The organism is Mesorhizobium sp. B2-3-6, assembly GCF_006442305.1.
Taxonomy (GTDB): domain Bacteria; phylum Pseudomonadota; class Alphaproteobacteria; order Rhizobiales; family Rhizobiaceae; genus Mesorhizobium.
In genome coordinates, this window is the sequence record NZ_VFVW01000012.1 from 1 (window position 1) to 17145 (window position 17145).

The 17145-nt window shown below is 63.8% G+C and carries 15 protein-coding genes and 1 riboswitch; of the genes, 6 read left to right on the top strand and 9 right to left on the bottom strand.

Annotated features, from left to right (window positions below; translation table 11 throughout):
- Positions 1 to 41: 41 nt before the first annotated feature.
- Positions 42 to 239, bottom strand: a complete 198-nt coding sequence (locus FJ953_RS27445; protein ID WP_140501224.1) for a DUF680 domain-containing protein — start codon at positions 237 to 239, stop codon at positions 42 to 44.
- A 479-nt stretch (positions 240 to 718) separates the two neighbouring features.
- Positions 719 to 921: riboswitch (cobalamin riboswitch) on the top strand.
- 130 nt (positions 922 to 1051) lie between these two features.
- On the opposite strand from FJ953_RS27445, the gene FJ953_RS27450 reads away from it, so the two are divergent.
- Both FJ953_RS27450 and FJ953_RS27455 read left to right on the top strand, forming a co-directional pair.
- On the top strand, positions 1052 to 2299 hold the full coding sequence (locus tag FJ953_RS27450; RefSeq protein ID WP_140625482.1) for an aromatic ring-hydroxylating dioxygenase subunit alpha: 1248 nt from the start codon (positions 1052 to 1054) through the stop codon (positions 2297 to 2299).
- A gap of 19 nt (positions 2300 to 2318) precedes the next feature.
- Positions 2319 to 3419, top strand: coding sequence for a hybrid-cluster NAD(P)-dependent oxidoreductase (locus FJ953_RS27455; protein ID WP_140625526.1), 1101 nt, complete (start codon positions 2319 to 2321; stop codon positions 3417 to 3419).
- Positions 3420 to 3511: 92 nt separating this feature from the next.
- Here FJ953_RS27455 and FJ953_RS27460 read toward each other — a convergent pair whose 3' ends face one another.
- The 6 genes from FJ953_RS27460 to FJ953_RS27485 all read right to left on the bottom strand — a co-directional run bounded on the left by FJ953_RS27460 (position 3512) and on the right by FJ953_RS27485 (position 8878).
- Positions 3512 to 3910, bottom strand: a complete 399-nt coding sequence (locus FJ953_RS27460) for a type II toxin-antitoxin system VapC family toxin (protein ID WP_140625483.1) — start codon at positions 3908 to 3910, stop codon at positions 3512 to 3514.
- Positions 3907 to 4140, bottom strand: a complete 234-nt coding sequence (locus tag FJ953_RS27465; RefSeq protein WP_140501232.1) for an AbrB/MazE/SpoVT family DNA-binding domain-containing protein — start codon at positions 4138 to 4140, stop codon at positions 3907 to 3909. The genes FJ953_RS27460 and FJ953_RS27465 overlap by 4 nt, the downstream gene beginning before the upstream one ends.
- A 143-nt stretch (positions 4141 to 4283) precedes the next feature.
- Positions 4284 to 5828, bottom strand: coding sequence for a DegQ family serine endoprotease (locus tag FJ953_RS27470; RefSeq protein ID WP_140625484.1), 1545 nt, complete (start codon positions 5826 to 5828; stop codon positions 4284 to 4286).
- Between the two features lie 197 nt (positions 5829 to 6025).
- Positions 6026 to 6745 (bottom strand): MBL fold metallo-hydrolase, encoded by a 720-nt coding sequence (locus tag FJ953_RS27475; RefSeq protein ID WP_140625485.1) that lies wholly within the window; start codon positions 6743 to 6745, stop codon positions 6026 to 6028.
- 88 nt (positions 6746 to 6833) lie between these two features.
- Entirely contained in the window at positions 6834 to 8000 is a 1167-nt protein-coding gene (locus tag FJ953_RS27480; RefSeq protein WP_140558908.1) for a diphosphate--fructose-6-phosphate 1-phosphotransferase, read from the bottom strand.
- 110 nt (positions 8001 to 8110) lie between these two features.
- Entirely contained in the window at positions 8111 to 8878 is a 768-nt protein-coding gene (locus FJ953_RS27485) for a L,D-transpeptidase (RefSeq protein ID WP_140501239.1), read from the bottom strand.
- A 390-nt stretch (positions 8879 to 9268) separates the two neighbouring features.
- Between FJ953_RS27485 and FJ953_RS27490 the strand changes: the two genes are divergently transcribed.
- The gene (locus tag FJ953_RS27490) at positions 9269 to 9892 is read left to right on the top strand and encodes a LysE family translocator (protein WP_140625486.1); all 624 of its coding nucleotides are present in this window, start codon (positions 9269 to 9271) and stop codon (positions 9890 to 9892) included.
- 110 nt (positions 9893 to 10002) lie between these two features.
- Here FJ953_RS27490 and FJ953_RS27495 read toward each other — a convergent pair whose 3' ends face one another.
- Entirely contained in the window at positions 10003 to 12705 is a 2703-nt protein-coding gene (locus FJ953_RS27495; protein WP_246674918.1) for an autotransporter outer membrane beta-barrel domain-containing protein, read from the bottom strand.
- 440 nt (positions 12706 to 13145) lie between these two features.
- Between FJ953_RS27495 and xylB the strand changes: the two genes are divergently transcribed.
- Positions 13146 to 14600: a xylulokinase gene (gene xylB, locus FJ953_RS27500; protein WP_140563958.1), complete on the top strand. Its 1455-nt coding sequence runs from the start codon at positions 13146 to 13148 to the stop codon at positions 14598 to 14600.
- Positions 14601 to 14797: 197 nt separating this feature from the next.
- Here xylB and FJ953_RS27510 read toward each other — a convergent pair whose 3' ends face one another.
- A complete protein-coding gene (locus FJ953_RS27510; protein ID WP_140525794.1) occupies positions 14798 to 15160 on the bottom strand; it encodes a nuclear transport factor 2 family protein in 363 nt (120 codons plus the stop codon).
- 110 nt (positions 15161 to 15270) lie between these two features.
- Between FJ953_RS27510 and xylA the strand changes: the two genes are divergently transcribed.
- Together xylA and FJ953_RS27520 are read left to right on the top strand one after the other, a co-directional pair.
- Positions 15271 to 16596 carry a xylose isomerase gene (gene xylA, locus FJ953_RS27515; protein ID WP_140491093.1) on the top strand — a complete coding sequence of 442 codons (1326 nt, stop codon included), beginning with the start codon at positions 15271 to 15273 and terminating at the stop codon, positions 16594 to 16596.
- Positions 16597 to 16902: 306 nt separating this feature from the next.
- Complete coding sequence (locus tag FJ953_RS27520) at positions 16903 to 17112, top strand: hypothetical protein (protein WP_140491096.1); 210 nt, start codon at positions 16903 to 16905, stop codon at positions 17110 to 17112.
- Positions 17113 to 17145 lie beyond the last annotated feature (33 nt).

A 17145-nucleotide genomic window follows, 5' to 3' on the forward strand; every position in this document is an offset into this window, starting at 1 on the left:
CCAGGACGGCGGAAGGCCCGCCGTCAACTGGAGATCGGCTGTTAGTTGTTGCCGAAGAGGTTGCGATCGGCACCCTGGACAGGCGTCTGGGCAGCCGGTTCCGACTTCTTGGTCGAAGCGGTGTACGAGCTGTCGACGGCGGTGGCCGCAGGGGCATTCGAACCATAATGGTCGCTACTAGCGAAGGCGCTGCCGGAAACAGCCAGAAGGGCGGCGGCAGTGAGAATGATCTTTTTCATTTTTTGATACTCCAGTATTTTTCCGTCCGTCTAGCGGCGTGTCTTGGGAGGAAATCGCGTCGTTCGGACAGCCCCGATGTGGGAAAGCCATACCGCCATTTCCAATCACGAAGTTTTTCCGTGTGGACCAAGTTTCCACCACTTGAAATTGTGCCAGAGCCTTCAACATTCGTTTTTTTCTGTTTACTATCAGTTGGTTATGCAAACGCGTCGCGCGATCACCAACTGTGTCGAAGGCCCAGTGTTCACACCGTCCTGCACGCATCGTCAACAGAAACGAACCGTTCGGTTCGATTTTAGAGGGCGCTAACAGTCACTTTTCGAAACCGTTAACCTTTTTTGCCTCCGCCACGAGACGGAATCCGAGGCGGCGACCTGAGGCTTTCTGCCCTGCAACGGCGGCCGCGCCGTTTCCAATGCGTGTCGCGCGGCATGGATGCGATGTCGTTTTCATGCCGACGACAAGCCGGCGATCATGGTTAGATCCTGCCATCTCAGGTGCCGCCGCGTGACGACGAGGCGGAGAATTGGGAAGCCGGTCAGAATCCGGCGCTGCCCCCGCAACGGTGGTGGAGTTCAGGTCGCAACGGGAGACCACTGGGCGGAGGCCTGGGAAGGTGTCGCGACAGTCCGCAAGGGCAGCTCCAGAGCCCGGAAACCAGCCCGAGATGTTTGACTCGACTGATCGCGGCGGGCGGTCAAGAGGCGGATGGTGCATGTCCGGCGCAAGCCGGCGCGCGGCTTGATCCTTCCTCTCTCCCCTCCGTTCAGTCCTTCGATGCGAGGACAGGACTTCAATGCGAGGACAGGACATGGATGCGCGCAACGACATGCTGAAACGGCTGCAAGGCCGCAGGGACGGCTTCTCGCTCGAGCAGCCCTTCTATACCGATCCCGACTACTTCAAGCTCGACATGGAGCTGATCTGGTACCGCGACTGGCTGTTCATCGGCCATGATTGCGAACTGCCCCGGCCCGGCAGCTTCATCACCGTGCAGATCGGCGACTATCCTGTGGTGCTGGTGCGTGACCAGAAGGGCAACATCAACGCCTTCCACAATTCTTGCCGCCATCGCGGCAGCCGCGTCTGCAACACAGACAAGGGCACGGCGGCGAAGCTCGTCTGCCCCTACCATCAGTGGACCTATGAACTGGACGGCAGGCTGCTGTTCGCCAGGCAGATGGCCGAGGGTTTCGACAAGAGCCAGTTCGGCCTGAAGCCGGTCGCCTGCGAAAGCGTCGGCGGCTACATCTTCATTTGCCTCGCCGACGAGCCGGCGGATTTCGCGCCGATGCGGACGATGATCGAACCCTATTTGCTGCCGCATCGGCTGCGCGAAGCAAAGGTCGCCTTCGAGAGCACCATCGTCGAGAAGGGCAATTGGAAGCTGGTCTGGGAAAACAACCGCGAATGCTATCATTGCGCCGGCAACCATCCGGAGCTCTGCAAGACCTTCCCGGAGGCGCCGACCGTGACCGGCGTACAAGACGCCGACAGCGACCCGGAGATGCTGGCGCACTGGGCCAAGTGCGAGGCGGCAGGCCTGCCGAGCAGGTTCCGCATCGACCCGGCCGGACAGTACCGTGCCACCCGCGCGCCGCTGCTGCGCGATGCCGTCAGTTATACGATGACGGGAAAACGCGCGGTCAAGAAGAACCTGTCCGACGGCGTTGCCACCGACCGCATCGGCTCCTTGCTGCTCTATCACTATCCGACGACCTGGAACCACATCCTTGGCGACCACGCCGTCACGTTCCGCGTGCTGCCGATCAGCGCCACCGAGACCGCGGTGACGACCAAATGGCTGGTTCACAAGGACGCGGTCGAGGGCGTCGACTACGACCTTGCCGAACTCACCCATGTCTGGACCGAGACCAACGGCCAGGATCGTCGCATCGTCGAGGAAAACGCCTTCGGCATCCTGTCGCCGGCCTATGAACCCGGCCCCTATTCCGAACTGCACGAAGGCGGCGTCATCCAGTTCGTCGACTGGTACGCGCGTTTCATCGGTCCGCGCCTCGCCGAAGACGGCCGGCCGGCCCTGCGCAGCGTTGCTTGAGAGGTAAGGGATGAATGCGATGACGTATCTCGGCCTCTATCGCCATCTCGATCAGATGGCGCCCTGGAACGACAGGCTCCAGGTGCTGGAAGTGATCGGCGTGAGCGACGAGGCGCCTGATGTAAAGACCTTCACCTTCCGCTCCGACAACCAGACCTGGTTCCGCTACAAGCCGGGCCAGTTCGTGACGCTGGAACTGCCGACAGCGGATGGGCCCCTGATGCGCACCTACACGCTGTCGTCTTCGCCCTCGCGGCCGTTCTCGATCGCGGTGACGGTGAAGGCGCAGGCCGGCAGCACCGGCACGCGCTGGATGTTCGACCATTTGAGGCCTGGTTCGCACGTCAAGGCGTATGGGCCGGCCGGAGACTTTTCGCTGCACAGCCACCCGGCAGCCAAATATCTGTTCATCTCGGCCGGCTCCGGCGTGACGCCGATGATGTCGATGCTGCGCTGGCTGAACGACTGCGCGCCATGGACCGATGTCGGCTTCGTCAACTGCGCGCGCCGGCCCGAAGAGATCATCTTCCGCAAGGAGCTGGAATTGCTCGGCAGCCGCATGCCCGGCCTGTCGCTCGGCTTCATGATCGAGGAGCGGTCGAGCCGGGAGGGCTGGTTCGGCCATATGGGCCGCATCGACGCCATCCGGCTGCCGCTTTTGGCGCCCGATTTCCGAGAGCGCGAAATCTTCTGCTGCGGCCCCGATCCCTTCATGCGTGCCGTGCGCGGCATGCTCGAAGCCGCCGGCTTCGACATGGCGAAATACCATCAGGAAAGCTTTGCAGCGCCTCTGGCGGAGGAAATCCCGGCGCCGTTCGCCTCGCCGACCGGAGACGGCGCAGCCATTCCTGTCGAAGCCGCGACGCCGATCCGGTTCTCGATTTCGGATGTCGATGCCGCATGCGTCGCCGGCCAGACGGTGCTGCAGACGGCGCGCGCCTCGGGAGTCAGAATCCCCGCCGCGTGCGAATTCGGCCTGTGCGGAACCTGCAAGGTCAAGAAGCTCTCGGGCGAGGTCGAGATGAGCCACAATGGCGGCATCCTCGATCACGAGATCGAGGACGGCTTCATCCTCGCCTGCTGCTCCAAGCCGCTTTCGGCGCTTGACATCGAGGCGTGACCGGCGGCGCTCGGCGGTCTGCAACGCCGCTTAAAGCGCGTCGCATGAGCCCATTCGATGCGACACGCTTTGGAGCGAAATCCGACGGCCATTCAGGGAGTGATCAGCGTCACAGAAGGGAAATAAGTCCGGTAGCGGCCGATATCACGCGTCAGCAGCGGAAGGCGTCCGACGGCTGCGTGGGCGCCGATGAAAAAGTCAGGCAGCACGCCGGTCCTGGATCCTCCCGATCTACGATATTGTGTAAATGCTTTTCCGGCAAGGAAGAGGGCTGCTCTTGGCATCGGAACCATTTCTAGACCGGCCGCCTCGACAAACGCCTCGAGATCCTCGATGCGTGCGTAGCGGACGGCAAGCTCGGCATAGACCGCATCATTGATCAACAACGGCCCATCAAGGCTCGCTGCCTCGAGATGGGCGATCGACCAATCCGCCCAGCTCGAATCGTCCGTAACAACGTCGAGCAGAACGTTGGTGTCGACGAGCGTCACCGTTCGGAACGCGTCAGCGCCATGATCGCGTCCGTCGTGAGCCCCTCGCCGGCATGACCTCGCAACCTGGCGAAGCGGCTCGCCGGCTGCTTTTTGTCAGCACGGGTCAGCACCACGCTGCCATCGGCAGCGCGCCGGAAATCGACCTTGCTTCCCGGGACGATCTCCAGGAGATCGCGAACCGGTTTGGGGATGGTCACTTGTCCCTTCGCTGTAACGGTCGTCGCCATCTTCGTTCCTCGGTAATACCATGTCTCCCGAAGGTATTACCTTGCGGTTCGAATTTCAAGGCCTGAAGCGTCAATCCCCGGCCGGGAGGCGGGCTCGTCGACCGACAAGCCCGCCATCCCTGCATTCATGTCAACGCGATGTCTCAGCCATTGGCGAAGGGCACGGCGACATAGATCTGGGCATCGCCTCGTTCCACCAGCAGCAGCACCGATTTGCGGCCTGACTTGCCGGCCTGCGCGATCGCCTGCGTGGCCTGCCTGGCGCTCTTCACCGGCATCTGGTTGACGGCGATAATGATGTCGCCGGGCTGGACGCCGGAAGCCGCCGCCGCCTTGTTGGGATTGACCGCGGCGACCACCGCGCCACGCTGGTTGTCGGGGAGGTTCATCTGCTGGCGAATATCGGGCGTGATGTCCATCAGGCCGAGCCCGATCGCCGGCAGGCGGGCGCCCTGCCCGTTTCCCGGCGCGCCGGAATCACCAGATACCGACGCGGTCTGCGCATCGTCGCCATTGCGGCCGACGTCGACGGAAAGCTGCATGGTTTTGCCATTGCGCCAGACGTCGAGCGTTTCCTTCTTGCCGGGCGAGACATCGGCGACGGCACGCGACAGGTCCTTGGGGTCCTTTATCTCCTGGCCGGCGAAGCCGGTGATGAGGTCCCCCGTCTGGATGCCGGCCGCGGCCGCCGGCGAGCCCTCGGTGACCGAGGAGACCAATGCGCCGCCGGGGTGATCGAGACCTATGGCACTGGCAACGTCCGGGGTCACCGGCTGGATCTGGACGCCAAGATAGCCGTATTCGATTTCGCCGCCCTTCATCAGCTTGGCGACCACCTTTTGCGCCTGGTCGGACGGAATGGCGAAGCCAACGCCGACGCTGCCGCCATTCGGCGAATAGATCGCGGTGTTGATGCCCACGACGTTGCCGCTCACATCGACCAGCGGACCGCCAGAGTTGCCGTGGTTGATCGGCGCATCGATCTGGATGAAATCGTCGAACGGCCCGCTGTGGAGATCGCGGCCGCGCGCCGAGACGATACCTGAGGTGACCGTGGTGCCGATGCCGAACGGATTGCCGAAGGCCAGCACTTGATCGCCCGGCATCAACTTATCAGAATCTCCCCATTTTACCGTCGGCAGGGGCTTGTCGGCCTTGATCTTGATCACCGCAAGGTCGTTCTTGGCGTCGCGGCCGACCAGCTTGGCGGGAAGCTCTGAACCGTCGTCAAGCGTCACCTTGATCGAGCTCGCGCCGTCGATGACATGGTTGTTGGTGACGATGGTGCCGTCGGCGCCGACGATAAAGCCGGATCCGAGCGCTTCGGCGCGCTGCGACTGCTGCGGCGGCGCTTTCGGCCCGGGCACGCCCTGGTCGCCGAAGAACTGGCGGAAATAATCGTCGAAAGGCGAGCCGCCGCCGTCCAGGGGCGAGGCATCGCTCATGGCGTCCGGTTGCCCCTTCATGACGGTCGTAACCGTCACCACGGCCGGCTTGTCGGCTGCCACGATGGGGGCAAAGGAGCCGTTCGGGGCCGCTACGCCGGCTACGGGAGTCTGTGTCGTACCGACGGCGTTGCGGACGTCGTTCGGGCTTTCGGCGAAGGAGGCCACGATAGGAGAAATGATCAGCGCAGCGCCCAGCAGGGCCGCGACGCGATGTCTACGAAGAATGCTTATGGGTGACATGGTCGTTCTGTCCGGGCGAGAGTTGAACCTGGGCCGCGGATGGTTCGGGGAAAAACACCCGTCGGCTGTCGACAGCCGGATTGCCTGTCTCGCCGCGCATGGCAGCCGGCCGGATCGACAAACCAGCATCTAGGGCGCGGATTGGCCCGATTTAGGGTTTTCGGGCGACCTTACGAAGATTTAATTTTAGAGCCGGCTTATGGACCAGCCGCTCGGCTGAGATAGGCCGAGGCGATCTCGCGCATGCGCTCGCCGTCGAAACTCGGGCCGTGACCGCCATGGCCGATGCGGATCGGCAGGTCGAGCAGACGCCGCATGGTGAGGCGATAGGCCGACTTGTCGGAGTCTGGCAGGTCGTCGATCAGCCGGTCGTCATAGATGGCGTCGCCGCTGAAGAACAGGCCGTCTGCTTCGTCGAACAGCGCGATCGAATCCGGCGAATGCCCGGGCAGATGCAGCACGCGGAAGCGGCGGTCGCCGAGATCGACGACATCGCCCTCGTCGAGGGTGCGCGTCAGCGGCGCTGGCGGGATCTTGTAATCCGCAGCCTTCCAGCCCGGTGCCGGCAGTCGCGAGACGGCGCCGTCGAGGTCGTGGAACATGTAGGCGTAGGTCGCCGCCTCATCCATGTTCTCGAACTGCGCGGCACTCACCCTGGGTCCCGCGCGCAGCGCGAATTCATGCAGCGAGCCGACATGATCGAGATGGATGTGGGTGGCGACGACGATGAGCGGTTTGCCGGCCCGGGTTTCGATCTCCGGCGCCAGCGGGCAGATGCCCATGCCGGTATCGACCAAAAGGTCGGCGTCGCGGCCGGTGAGATGCCAGATGTTGGCGCGCACATAGTCATGCACGAACGGCTCGGTCAGCATCGTCGTCTTCTCGTCGACGATGCTCCTGCTGAACCAGTTCTCCATCAGAAGCGGCCCGGCATCAAGCGTGAGCCCGGCATCAGGTGTGAGCCTCGCATCAGGTGTGATCCTGGAATCAAGTATGGTCCCGACATCAGACGAAGGGCTTTCCGACCTTGTATTTTTCCGGCACCAGCCGCTTCAGGTAAGCCATGCCGGCGTCGGACAGATGGTTGGCGTCCGGCTTCATGAAGTTCTCGGGCATGTGACGGGTCTTGCCGGCCACGTTCTTCAGCGGCACCTTCTTCAGCACGGTTTTGGTGCCGTCATATTGCAGCGCCACGGAGCCGCCGCCCTGTTCGGCCACGGTGACCGCGAAAGCTCCCGCGTCGAACGCCTCCTGCGCGTCGACGGCGCTGATGGCGCCGACATAGCCGCGCGGCATGTAGCCCAGCGCATCGACGCGGGCGCGCTTGCCCGGCAGCCCTTCGGCGAGCGCCCGCTCGAGTGCCGCCGGCAGGTCGCTGCCCGATAGCTTGACATTGCCATGCTGGTCGCGCTCCAGCTTCTCGGGCGGGACCAGGCTTTCAACCAGCGCCTTGCCGTCGGCGGTGCTCACCCCTTCCGAAACGGCGACGATGCAGCGCTTGTGGCGGTCGAGCGTGGCGCGCACGTCCTCGATGAAGGCTGTGGCCGAGAACGGCCGCTCCGGCACGTAGACGAGATGCGGACCACTGTCGGGATCGAGCTGCCAAGCCGCGGCCGCGGCCGTGAGGAAGCCGGCGTGCCGGCCCATGACGATGCCGACATAGATGCCGGGCAGAGCGCGGAAATCGAGATCGACGGACAGGAAAGCGCCGGCGACGAACTCGGCCGCCGAGATGAAACCCGGCGTGTGGTCGTTCTCCTCGAGATCATTGTCGATGGTTTTGGGCGCATGCACGAACGCGATCTTGCCCCCGGCGGCATCGGTCAGGATCTGCTGCGTGCCCGACGTGTCATTGCCGCCGATATAGATGAAGGCATCCGCGCCGGCCTTCTTCAGGCCGTCGAGGACGACCTCGCAATAGGCTGCATCCGGTTTGTCGCGCGTCGAGCCAAGGGCCGCGCTCGGCGTTCCGGCGATCAGCCGCAGGCGGTCTTCCGGGACGGCGGAGAGGTCGATATAATTGCCGTCGCGGATACCGCGCACGCCGTGGATGGAGCCCAGGACCTTGGCGCCGGGATGCCGCTTGCGGATCTCCAGCGTCGCCCCGACCACGGTCTGGTTGATGACGGCCGTCGGGCCGCCGCCCTGCGCGATGACGAAAGTTCCGGCCATTGGTGAAATTCTCCCGGGCGATTGAATTTCAGGCACCTTCGCCTGTCTTTGGCCATCGCGCAACGGCAGAAACGACCGGCCGCGCCAGCGGCCGCGAGGTGAGGCTTGAGCTAGACGACGACGACCGGGTTCTTCTTGGAAACGCGGCTGTAGAGGTCGATGATGTCCTGGTTGATCAGGCGCACACAGCCCGACGACATGGCCTGGCCGATGCTCCACCATTCGGGCGAGCCATGGATGCGGTAGCCGGTGTCCTTGCCGTCCTGATAGATGTAGAGAGCGCGCGCCCCGAGCGGGTTGGTGAGGCCGCCGGGCTGGCCGCCCTGCCATTTTACCAATTCCGGCTTGCGGGCGATCATTTCCGGCGGCGGGGTCCAGGTCGGCCATTCCCGTCCGTACTGGATGTTGGCGCGGCCGGACCAGCGGAAGCCGTCCTTGCCGATGCCGACCCCGTAGCGGATGGCGTCGCCCCCCGGCTGGACGAGGTAGAGCATGCGCTCATTGAGATGAACGACGATGGTGCCGGGCGCTTCGCCCGTCTGGTCGACGACGATCTGGCGGCGGAATTCCGGCTTGATCTTGAGGTAGGGCACCTCGGGCACGTTGAAGCCGCCGTCGCTCAGGGACGCGTACATCAGGTCGGGGCTGGTGATGTTCTTGTCGACGCTGATGCTCGGCCGGATCGGCCGCACAGAGCCGGTGACCGTGTCGTCGAGCTCAAGCGCCGGCAGGCCGCCGCCCGAAGTCGAGCAGCCGGCGGCGCCAAGCAAGGCCAACGCCCCTGCCCCGGATAAAACGGCGCGGCGGGAGACAAGACTATCGGTTTCGATTGCGTCGCCGTTTCGCGGCGGCCTCAGACCTTGCGGCAACTCACGCATGTACCCAAACCCTACGCTGTCGGCGGGAAGCACGGTCCGGCCGGATGACGAGCATTTTCATCATTCATGGTTGATAAAGCGTGAAGGCCTTGCGCTGCCTGGATTTGCGAACAGGCTGGGCGCCATTGCGCCCTCTCCGGTATCGCCAACCAGCGTGCCCTGCACGAAATCACCTCGGGCGGGTCATGATCCCGGCGCCAGCGTGTCAAAAGCGGGGGACCTCCATGTGCAAGACCTGAAAGATCAATTTCAAGCTTCTCGCCGAGATCGTGAACCTGTCGGGCGGCTCGACTGACGCCGAACTGCCGTTGGCGGGGGTAGAAACAAACCGCTTTACATTCTCCTGGACCGAAGGATTTATCCTCTTCTTTGAGCTCAAAGGAGACGAGCATGTCCTTCGAAAACTGGGCCGCCTTCGCTGCCGCGTCGACCATCCTCCTAGTCATTCCGGGACCGACCATCCTTCTGGTCGTGTCCTATGCCCTCGGCCAGGGATGGCGCACCGCACTGCCGATGGCTGTCGGTGTGGCGCTGGGCGACTTCACGGCGATGACCTTGTCCATGCTGGGCATCGGCGCCCTGCTGGCAGCTTCGGCCACCATCTTCACGATCCTGAAGCTGATCGGCGCTGCCTATCTGGTCTATCTCGGCGTAAAACTGTTCCGGGCCGGCGGCGCGCTCAAGGCCGAGCCGCGCACCGATGCCGTGTCCTCCGCCAGGATGATGGGGCATGCCTGGCTGGTCACCGCGCTCAACCCGAAAAGCATCACCTTCTTCGTCGCTTTCCTGCCGCAGTTTCTGGACCGGCACGCCGATTTCTGGACGCAGATGCTGATCTTCGAGACGACCTTCCTGGCGCTCGCCTTCGCCAACGCCTTCGGCTACGCACTGATCGCGTCGCGAGCGCGCAACCTTGTGCGCAACCCCAGGGCGATCCGCGTCTTCAACCGCACCGGCGGCACGCTGCTGGTTGGCGCCGGCATCGCCACAGTGGCGATGCGTTCAGGGAATTGAACAAGGGGGATTCGCTCAACGCACAGCGTTAGCGCTGCCCCTCACCTGCCTGCCGGCGGATGAGGGGCGGCGTCGACTTTACGCACGAAAATAGCGCCAGCTTCGCCGTCTCACCACTTGATGCTGACGCCGAGATTGCCCTCAAGGATGCGCCGCTTGTCACCGCCGAGATTGGTGGTGTAGTCGCCGGTGGCGAAGAGGCTGACCTTGTCCGTCACCTTGGCGGTCACGCCGCCGCCGAATTCGAACGAGGTCGAGCGGCTTTCGGTCGAGATGTCGGTGGTGTCGAAGTTGACGTGATCCGTGCCACCGAAACCGTGCCAGAGATTGGCTTTGAGGTAAGGTTGCAGCGCGGTGCCGTTCAATGTCGTCTCGCCCTGCAGGCGCAGGCCGAGGCGCCCGGTGACGTTGTCGTCGAGATCGAAGGAAACCGACGCGAAGCGATCCTCGGCATCGTCGAGCGACAGATGCTGCCAAATCAGTTGCGCCTGCGGTTCGAGCGTCCAGCCTTGCGCCAGCGCGATCGGGTAGCCCCCTTCCAGCGAAGCGGTGACGCCGGTTCCCTTGACATCGATGCCGATGTCGCGGGTCGAGGTCGCATCGCCGCTGAAGAAAGTGGCCATGACGACCCCGTCCAGGTACCAGCCCCCGGGACCGATACGGGTCCAGTAGCCGCCGACGCTGGTGCCGCCGAGATCGATGTCGCCGACGCCCAGATCGTTCTGCCCCAGTGCCTGGCCGCGCACATCGCCGTTCATGCTGGCATAGGCGATGAACAGGCCGGCACGATCGACGCCACCTGAAGCGGTTTCCTGGCCAAGCACGTCGAAGCCGCCCTGGAACCCGAACAAGGTGCCCTCGAACGACGGCGAAACCGTTCCCGACCAGCCCATCTTCGCGTCCTGGCCGAAGATACGGCCCCAGACCGGAGAGAGTTCGGTGTTTGACAACAGGCTCTGTTCGCCTCGCCGTTCATGGAAAGTGCCAAGTGTCGTCATCGCCAGATGCTCGGCCACCGGCGGAACCGCCGAATAGACCGGGACCTCGACACGGTAGAGCAGGATCTCCTCCCCTGCCGCGGGCGTCGGAAGATCGGGCACCGCAGTCGGGACGGGCGGGGGCGGCGGTGGCGGATCAGCCGCCGGTGCCGCCGGCGGGGGTGGCGGGGGCTGGAGCTCCGGATCGCCGGCCTGCACCGGCGGCGTCGGATCGACCGGCGGATTGTTGACGTCGCCTTCGGACGGCACGGGCACGTGCGGCAATTGGGAAGGCGGCGGCGGCGGCTCGGTTGCCGGAGGTTCGGGCTCGGGCGCCGCCGTCGGTCCGATCCCCGGCGGCGCCGCGGCCGGCGATGTCGGCGTTATCAACGACGAGCGCAGATACCAGTTCTCCGCGCTGCCTGCGGTGACGCCACCCTTGAACAGATAATATTCGAAGGCGCCCGCCGCGACCGGCGCGTCGAGCGCGAAGGCGCTGGCGCTGGAGGTGGCGCCATTGACCGCCTGGACGACCATGATGCCGTCCTGCGTCGTCTCGGCACCCGTGCCGCCGACATTGACCACCCCGATGCCGGTCGAGCCGGAAGCCGTGCCGCCCGACAGCACCAGCCTGTCCGAGGCCGAGGAATCATCGCCGAGTTCCGTCTGGATGAGCAGCAGGCCGCCAAGCCCGGTGTAATTGCCCGAAATCGTCAGCCGATCCGTCGCGCCTGTACTGCCATTGGTCAGGTCGATGCGGCCGGCATTGACGACGTCCGCAAGCTGGCCCGCCGTAAAGGCCTGTATCGACGCGTTGAAGCCGCCGCCATAGAGCGTGCTTGCCGCATCGACGCTGAGCGAGCCCGTGCCGGTGCCGCTGTCTCCCAGCACCAGATTGCCGTCCAGCGTGAGTTCGGTGTCGTTGGTGGCGTCGATGCTCTCCCAGTTCTGCACCCGGCTGATGCCTTTGAGCTTGACGTTGTCGAAACTCAGCGTGTCGGTGCCGAGGCCACCATTCAGCGCGTCGGCGCCGCCCATATTGGAATTGGTCAGGTTGCTCAGCTTTGCCGTGTCGTTGTCGGCGCCGAGGTCGACGGCGCCATAGATGATGCCGCCGCCGTCCCAGACGAAACTGTCGGCGCCGAAGCTCATCAGCACGTCGCCGCCGACCGTGCCGCCGGTAATCGTCACGCTGTCATTGCCGCCGCTGACACTGATGTTGCCGCCGATCGTGCCGCCCGAAAGGATGATCGTGTCCTTGTCGAAGCCGGTGACCAGGTTGCGGTCGATGGTGCCGCCGGACATGTTGAAGTAGTTCTGGTCGAGCTTCATGTTGACGCGGCCGATGCGGCCGCCCGTCATCACCGCATGGTCGCCGTCGTCGAAGAAATCGACGATGCGTCCGTCCGTCATGGTGAAGGTGTCGAGGCCATCACCCTGGTTAAGTGAACCGATCTGGCCGCCGCTTATGTTGAAGTCGTCTATGCCCGAGCCCTGCTGCACATTGCCGATGACGGTGCCAGCGCCGATGGTGAAGAAATCGGCGCCACCGCCCTGGTCGACCGTGCCGGTGATGGTACCGGATTGCATGTTGATGCGGTCCGAACCAACGCCGAAGGTGACATTGCCGCTCACCTGGCCGGTGCCGCCGGCGGGAAAGGTGAGCGTGTTGTCGCCGTTCAGATCGTTGAGGCTGCCGCCCGAATCGCCGCTGTCGCAGATGAAGGTGTCGTTTCCGGCGGTCGGAACGAGCAGGCATGCGGCGAAGGCGGCGGAATTGGGCAGCAACGCCAGCGACGTCGCGGCAAAAACGCCAAGCATTCGAGGAAGAAACATCACCGGCATATGCCGTTTCAGAACAACTAATTTAGCGATGTCTTCCGAATCGCCATTCGGAAGCCTGTTTTCAAAGCGCCGCACCGCGTCCCTCCAAGATTCGCGATTGCAAGCCCCCACCCTACGCCGCAATGAAGACACAATTCGTTCCGTTTTACAAAGCCTAATCTGCCCGTCATGGTTGATGAACTGGAAAACGGGCCGGACAGAGCTGTGCTTTGATTGAGCCAGAATTGGTGCTTGGCGTGCGTCTCGCCAACCCTCCAAAGCGTGTTGGTGGCGGCGCGTACGCTGGCGCGGCCACACAGCCCGCCGTCGGCGTTGTTTTCGTGATGCGCGGCCGATTGTCAGAGAATTGACCCGCGGCGGATCTTGGCTTAAAAACTGCCTGGGCCAGATTTTTTCGAGTTCCGAAAAAAATAATGGCAAGGGAGGAAAACATGTATGTCGGCCTCGACCTTGGCACGTCGGGCGTCAAGGCGCTGCTGATCGATGCCGAACAGACCGTCATCGGTTCCGGCCATGGCGCGCTCGACGTTTCGCGGCCGCATCCCGGCTGGTCCGAACAGGATCCAGCCCACTGGCTACGCGCCTGCGAAGACGCGATTGCCGAACTGAAGGCCTCCCATCCCTGGCAGTTCGCGGCGGTGAAAGGCATTGGCCTATCCGGTCAGATGCATGGCGCCACCTTGCTCGATGCCTCTGACAAGGTGCTGCGCCCCTGCATTCTGTGGAACGATACGCGCAGCCATGCCGAGGCAGCCGCGCTCGACGCCGATCCGCGGTTTCGCGAGCTGACCGGCAACATCGTCTTTCCCGGTTTCACCGCGCCGAAGCTCGCCTGGGTGAAGAACAACGAACCCGCCATTTTCGCCAAAGTGGCCAAGGTGCTGCTGCCCAAGGATTTCCTGCGGCTGTGGCTGACCGGCGAACATATTTCGGAAATGTCGGACTCGGCTGGCACTTCCTGGCTCGACGTTGGGAAGCGGCGCTGGTCCGCCGACCTGCTCGCGGCCACGTCGCTCGACGAAAAGCACATGCCATCCCTGGTCGAGGGTACGCAGAAGGCCGGTGGGCTGCGCGGCGAGCTGGCGTCGAAATGGGGCGTCGAAGCCGGCATCCCGATTGCCGGCGGCGCCGGCGACAATGCGGCTTCCGCCTGCGGCATGGGCACGGTCCGTGCCGGCCATGCGTTCGTGTCTCTGGGCACGTCAGGCGTGCTGTTTGCCGCCAATGCCTCCTATCTGCCCAACCCGGCAAGCGCGGTCCACACTTTCTGCCATGCGCTGCCTGACACCTGGCATCAGATGGGCGTCATCCTGTCGGCCACCGATTCGCTCAATTGGCTGTCCGAGATTACCGGCAAGGGCGCAGGCGAGTTGACATCGGAACTGGGCGATACACTGAAGGCGCCGACCGGCGTGTCCTTCCTGCCCTATCTCTCGGGCGAGCGCACGCCACACAATGATTCCGTCATTCGCGGCTCCTTTACCGGACTGGCGCATGAATCGAGCCGCGCCGTCCTGACCCAGGCCGTGCTGGAAGGCGTGGCCTTCGCCTTTCGCGACAGCCTCGAGGCGTTGAAGACTGCGGGCACGAGCTTGATGCGTGTGACGGCGATCGGCGGCGGCTCGCGCTCGCGCTACTGGCTGAAGGCCATCGCCACCGCGCTTCAGCTGCCTGTCGACATTCCCGCCGACGGCGATTTCGGCGCCGCCTTCGGCGCCGCCCGGCTCGGCCTGATCGCAGCGACGGACACTGATCCGCTCGATGTCTGCACGGCGCCGAGGACCGATGCAACGATCGAACCGGATGCCGGCTTGGATGGTGCATTTGCCGATGCCTACCAGCGCTACCGCGGGCTTTATCCGGCGATCAGGGCGGCAACGGCGTGAGCAGGCGCCACGCGCCCCCCTCTGCCCTGCCGGGCATCTCCCCCTCTAGGGGGAAGATCGGCAGCTTTGGCGGCTACGCTAGCCTTGCAAGGCCGGAGGTTGGCGAAGGTATAAAAATCAGCCAATCTCCCCCCTTGAGGGGGAGATTGCCGGCAGGCCAGAGGGGGGCGCCTGGCGCCTACCTTAGCCGTGAAGCCTCACTGCGCCGGCACCTTGTCGAGGAAGCCGGTGATGCTCTTCAGGCGGCCGTTCTCGATGACGCCGATATCGGTGCCTTCGATGATGGACGGTGTGCCCTCCGGGCCGAGGTTCCAGGAAAAGCGGATTTTGTCGGCAAACCCGTCCGGTGTGCCTTTCAGCGAGAAGCGGAAGCCGGCAAAGCGCTGCTGCACGCCGTCGATCAGCGCCGCGACGCCTTCATGGCCGTCGCCCTGCATGATGGGATCGCGATAGCTGACGTCTTCGGTGAAAGTCGCCTTGAGCAGCGCCTGACGGCGCGCGGCGTCGCTCTCGTTCCAGGCGGTGATGTAGCTTTCGGCGATCTTGTTGAGATCGGTCATGATCTGTCTCCTTCGTTGGCTTTGACATGACCCTTTTCACCCAACGGACGAACGGAACCAATTACGCCTGAGGTAATCAGGCGGAGCCATTTCGGAGAGGAAGGAAATCCATGAGCAGCGGCTTTTTCGGCGACATCCAGAAGATCAAATATGAGGGGCCGGACTCGGCCAATCCGCTGGCTTACCGGTTCTACAACCCGGACGAGCTGGTGGCCGGCAAGCGGCTGGAAGACCATCTGCGCTTCGCCGTCGCCTACTGGCATTCCTTCGCCTGGCCGGGCGGCGATCCGTTCGGCGGCCAGACCTTCGATCGGCCGTGGTTCCCCAAGGCCGGCGGCATCGACACGATGGAACTGGCAAAACTGAAAGCAGACGTCGCCTTCGAGATGTTCTCGCTGCTCGGCGCGCCCTATTTCTGCTTCCACGATGCCGACGTGCGGCCCGAAGGCAAGGATTTTTCGGAAAGTTCCGCGCGCCTCGACGAGATCGCGGACTATTTCGCCACCAAGATGAAGCAGACTGGCGTCAAGCTCTTGTGGGGCACGGCGAACCTGTTCTCGCACCGCCGCTTCATGTCGGGTGCCGCGACAAACCCCGATCCGGATGTGTTTGCCTATGCGGCGGCGACGGTGAAGAGCTGCATCGACGTCACCAAGCGGCTGAAGGGCGAGAATTATGTGCTTTGGGGCGGACGCGAGGGCTATGAGACGCTGCTCAACACCGACCTTGCCCGCGAGCAGGAGCAGGCCGGCCGTTTCCTCAACCTCGTCGTCGACTACAAGCACAAAATCGGCTTCAAAGGCACGATCCTGATCGAGCCGAAGCCGCAGGAACCCACAAAACACCAGTACGACTACGATGTCGCGACCGTCTATGGCTTCCTCAAGCGCTTCGGCCTGGAGAAGGAGGTCAAGCTCAACATCGAGCAGGGCCACGCCATCCTCGCCGGCCATTCCTTCGAGCACGAGCTGGCGTTGGCCAATGCGCTCGGCATCTTCGGCTCGATCGACATGAACCGCAACGACTACCAGTCGGGCTGGGACACCGACCAGTTCCCCAACAATGTGCCGGAGATGGCCCTGGCCTATTACCAGGTCCTGCAGGCGGGCGGCTTCAAGACCGGCGGCACCAATTTCGACGCCAAGCTGCGCCGCCAGTCGCTCGATCCGCAGGACCTGCTGATCGGCCATATCGGCGGCATGGATGCCTGCGCGCGCGGCCTGAAGGCAGCCGCCAAGATGGTCGAAGACAAGGCGCTGTCGGCTCCACTCGCCGAGCGCTACGCAGGCTGGAACAGCGGCGAGGCCAAGGCGATGCTTGCCGGCAAGCGCACGCTGGAGGACATCGCCGAGCGCGTGGTGAAGAAGAAGATCGAACCGCAGCCGCGCTCCGGCCGTCAGGAACTGCTGGAAAACATCGTCAACCGCTACGTGTAAGGGATGAAAGGCGGGCGGCGGCTCGTTCAGCCGCCGCTCCGCTTACCCACGCGCTTCGCGGGGAGAAGTTCCCGGCGTCGCGCTTATTTGCCTGCCGCCCTGTTCGCCATTGAACGGAAAAGGTGCCGGCGGGCGGACGAGGGTGGCGCCGAGACCGGGTGAAGGGCTTTGCGCCAGTGCGGAATCGACGACAAGGTTTTGCCCACTGACGCCCCTCAATCGCCTCTCTCTTGCCTTCAAACTGCCGTCACGAATCTCCTATAAGAAGGTGCTCGTGGCGGGAGAGGAAGAAGGAGGCGAACCGATATGCAGAACGAACGTGAAATCGACGCCCTGCTCTCAAATGGCGAGGCCGGGTCGATTATCGACCGGCTGATGGCAATGCCGCATCCGAAGGATGGTGCGCGCCGCTCCAACGAATGGGACCGCGCCGTTGCCAGCCGTTTCGAGACCCATCTGGCAAGACAGATGCGCTCGCAGATCGATAGTGGCGGCGACCGGCAGAACGCTGCCTGATCAACCGCCTCCCACCCTCGGGTCAAGCCCGTG

What these genes read in the sequence shown, in the direction of transcription:
- FJ953_RS27490 (WP_140625486.1), top strand. Translation starts at nt 9,269, where the DNA reads ATGTCCTTCGAAAACTGGGCCGCCTTCGCTGCCGCGTCGACCATCCTC.
- FJ953_RS27495 (WP_246674918.1), bottom strand. Translation starts at nt 12,705, where the DNA reads ATGTTTCTTCCTCGAATGCTTGGCGTTTTTGCCGCGACGTCGCTGGCG.
- FJ953_RS27510 (WP_140525794.1), bottom strand. Translation starts at nt 15,160, where the DNA reads ATGACCGATCTCAACAAGATCGCCGAAAGCTACATCACCGCCTGGAAC.
- FJ953_RS27485 (WP_140501239.1), bottom strand. Translation starts at nt 8,878, where the DNA reads ATGCGTGAGTTGCCGCAAGGTCTGAGGCCGCCGCGAAACGGCGACGCA.
- xylA (WP_140491093.1), top strand. Translation starts at nt 15,271, where the DNA reads ATGAGCAGCGGCTTTTTCGGCGACATCCAGAAGATCAAATATGAGGGG.
- FJ953_RS27445 (WP_140501224.1), bottom strand. Translation starts at nt 239, where the DNA reads ATGAAAAAGATCATTCTCACTGCCGCCGCCCTTCTGGCTGTTTCCGGC.
- FJ953_RS27450 (WP_140625482.1), top strand. Translation starts at nt 1,052, where the DNA reads ATGGATGCGCGCAACGACATGCTGAAACGGCTGCAAGGCCGCAGGGAC.
- xylB (WP_140563958.1), top strand. Translation starts at nt 13,146, where the DNA reads ATGTATGTCGGCCTCGACCTTGGCACGTCGGGCGTCAAGGCGCTGCTG.
- FJ953_RS27455 (WP_140625526.1), top strand. Translation starts at nt 2,319, where the DNA reads ATGACGTATCTCGGCCTCTATCGCCATCTCGATCAGATGGCGCCCTGG.
- FJ953_RS27470 (WP_140625484.1), bottom strand. Translation starts at nt 5,828, where the DNA reads ATGTCACCCATAAGCATTCTTCGTAGACATCGCGTCGCGGCCCTGCTG.
- FJ953_RS27480 (WP_140558908.1), bottom strand. Translation starts at nt 8,000, where the DNA reads ATGGCCGGAACTTTCGTCATCGCGCAGGGCGGCGGCCCGACGGCCGTC.
- FJ953_RS27520 (WP_140491096.1), top strand. Translation starts at nt 16,903, where the DNA reads ATGCAGAACGAACGTGAAATCGACGCCCTGCTCTCAAATGGCGAGGCC.
- FJ953_RS27465 (WP_140501232.1), bottom strand. Translation starts at nt 4,140, where the DNA reads ATGGCGACGACCGTTACAGCGAAGGGACAAGTGACCATCCCCAAACCG.
- FJ953_RS27475 (WP_140625485.1), bottom strand. Translation starts at nt 6,745, where the DNA reads ATGGAGAACTGGTTCAGCAGGAGCATCGTCGACGAGAAGACGACGATG.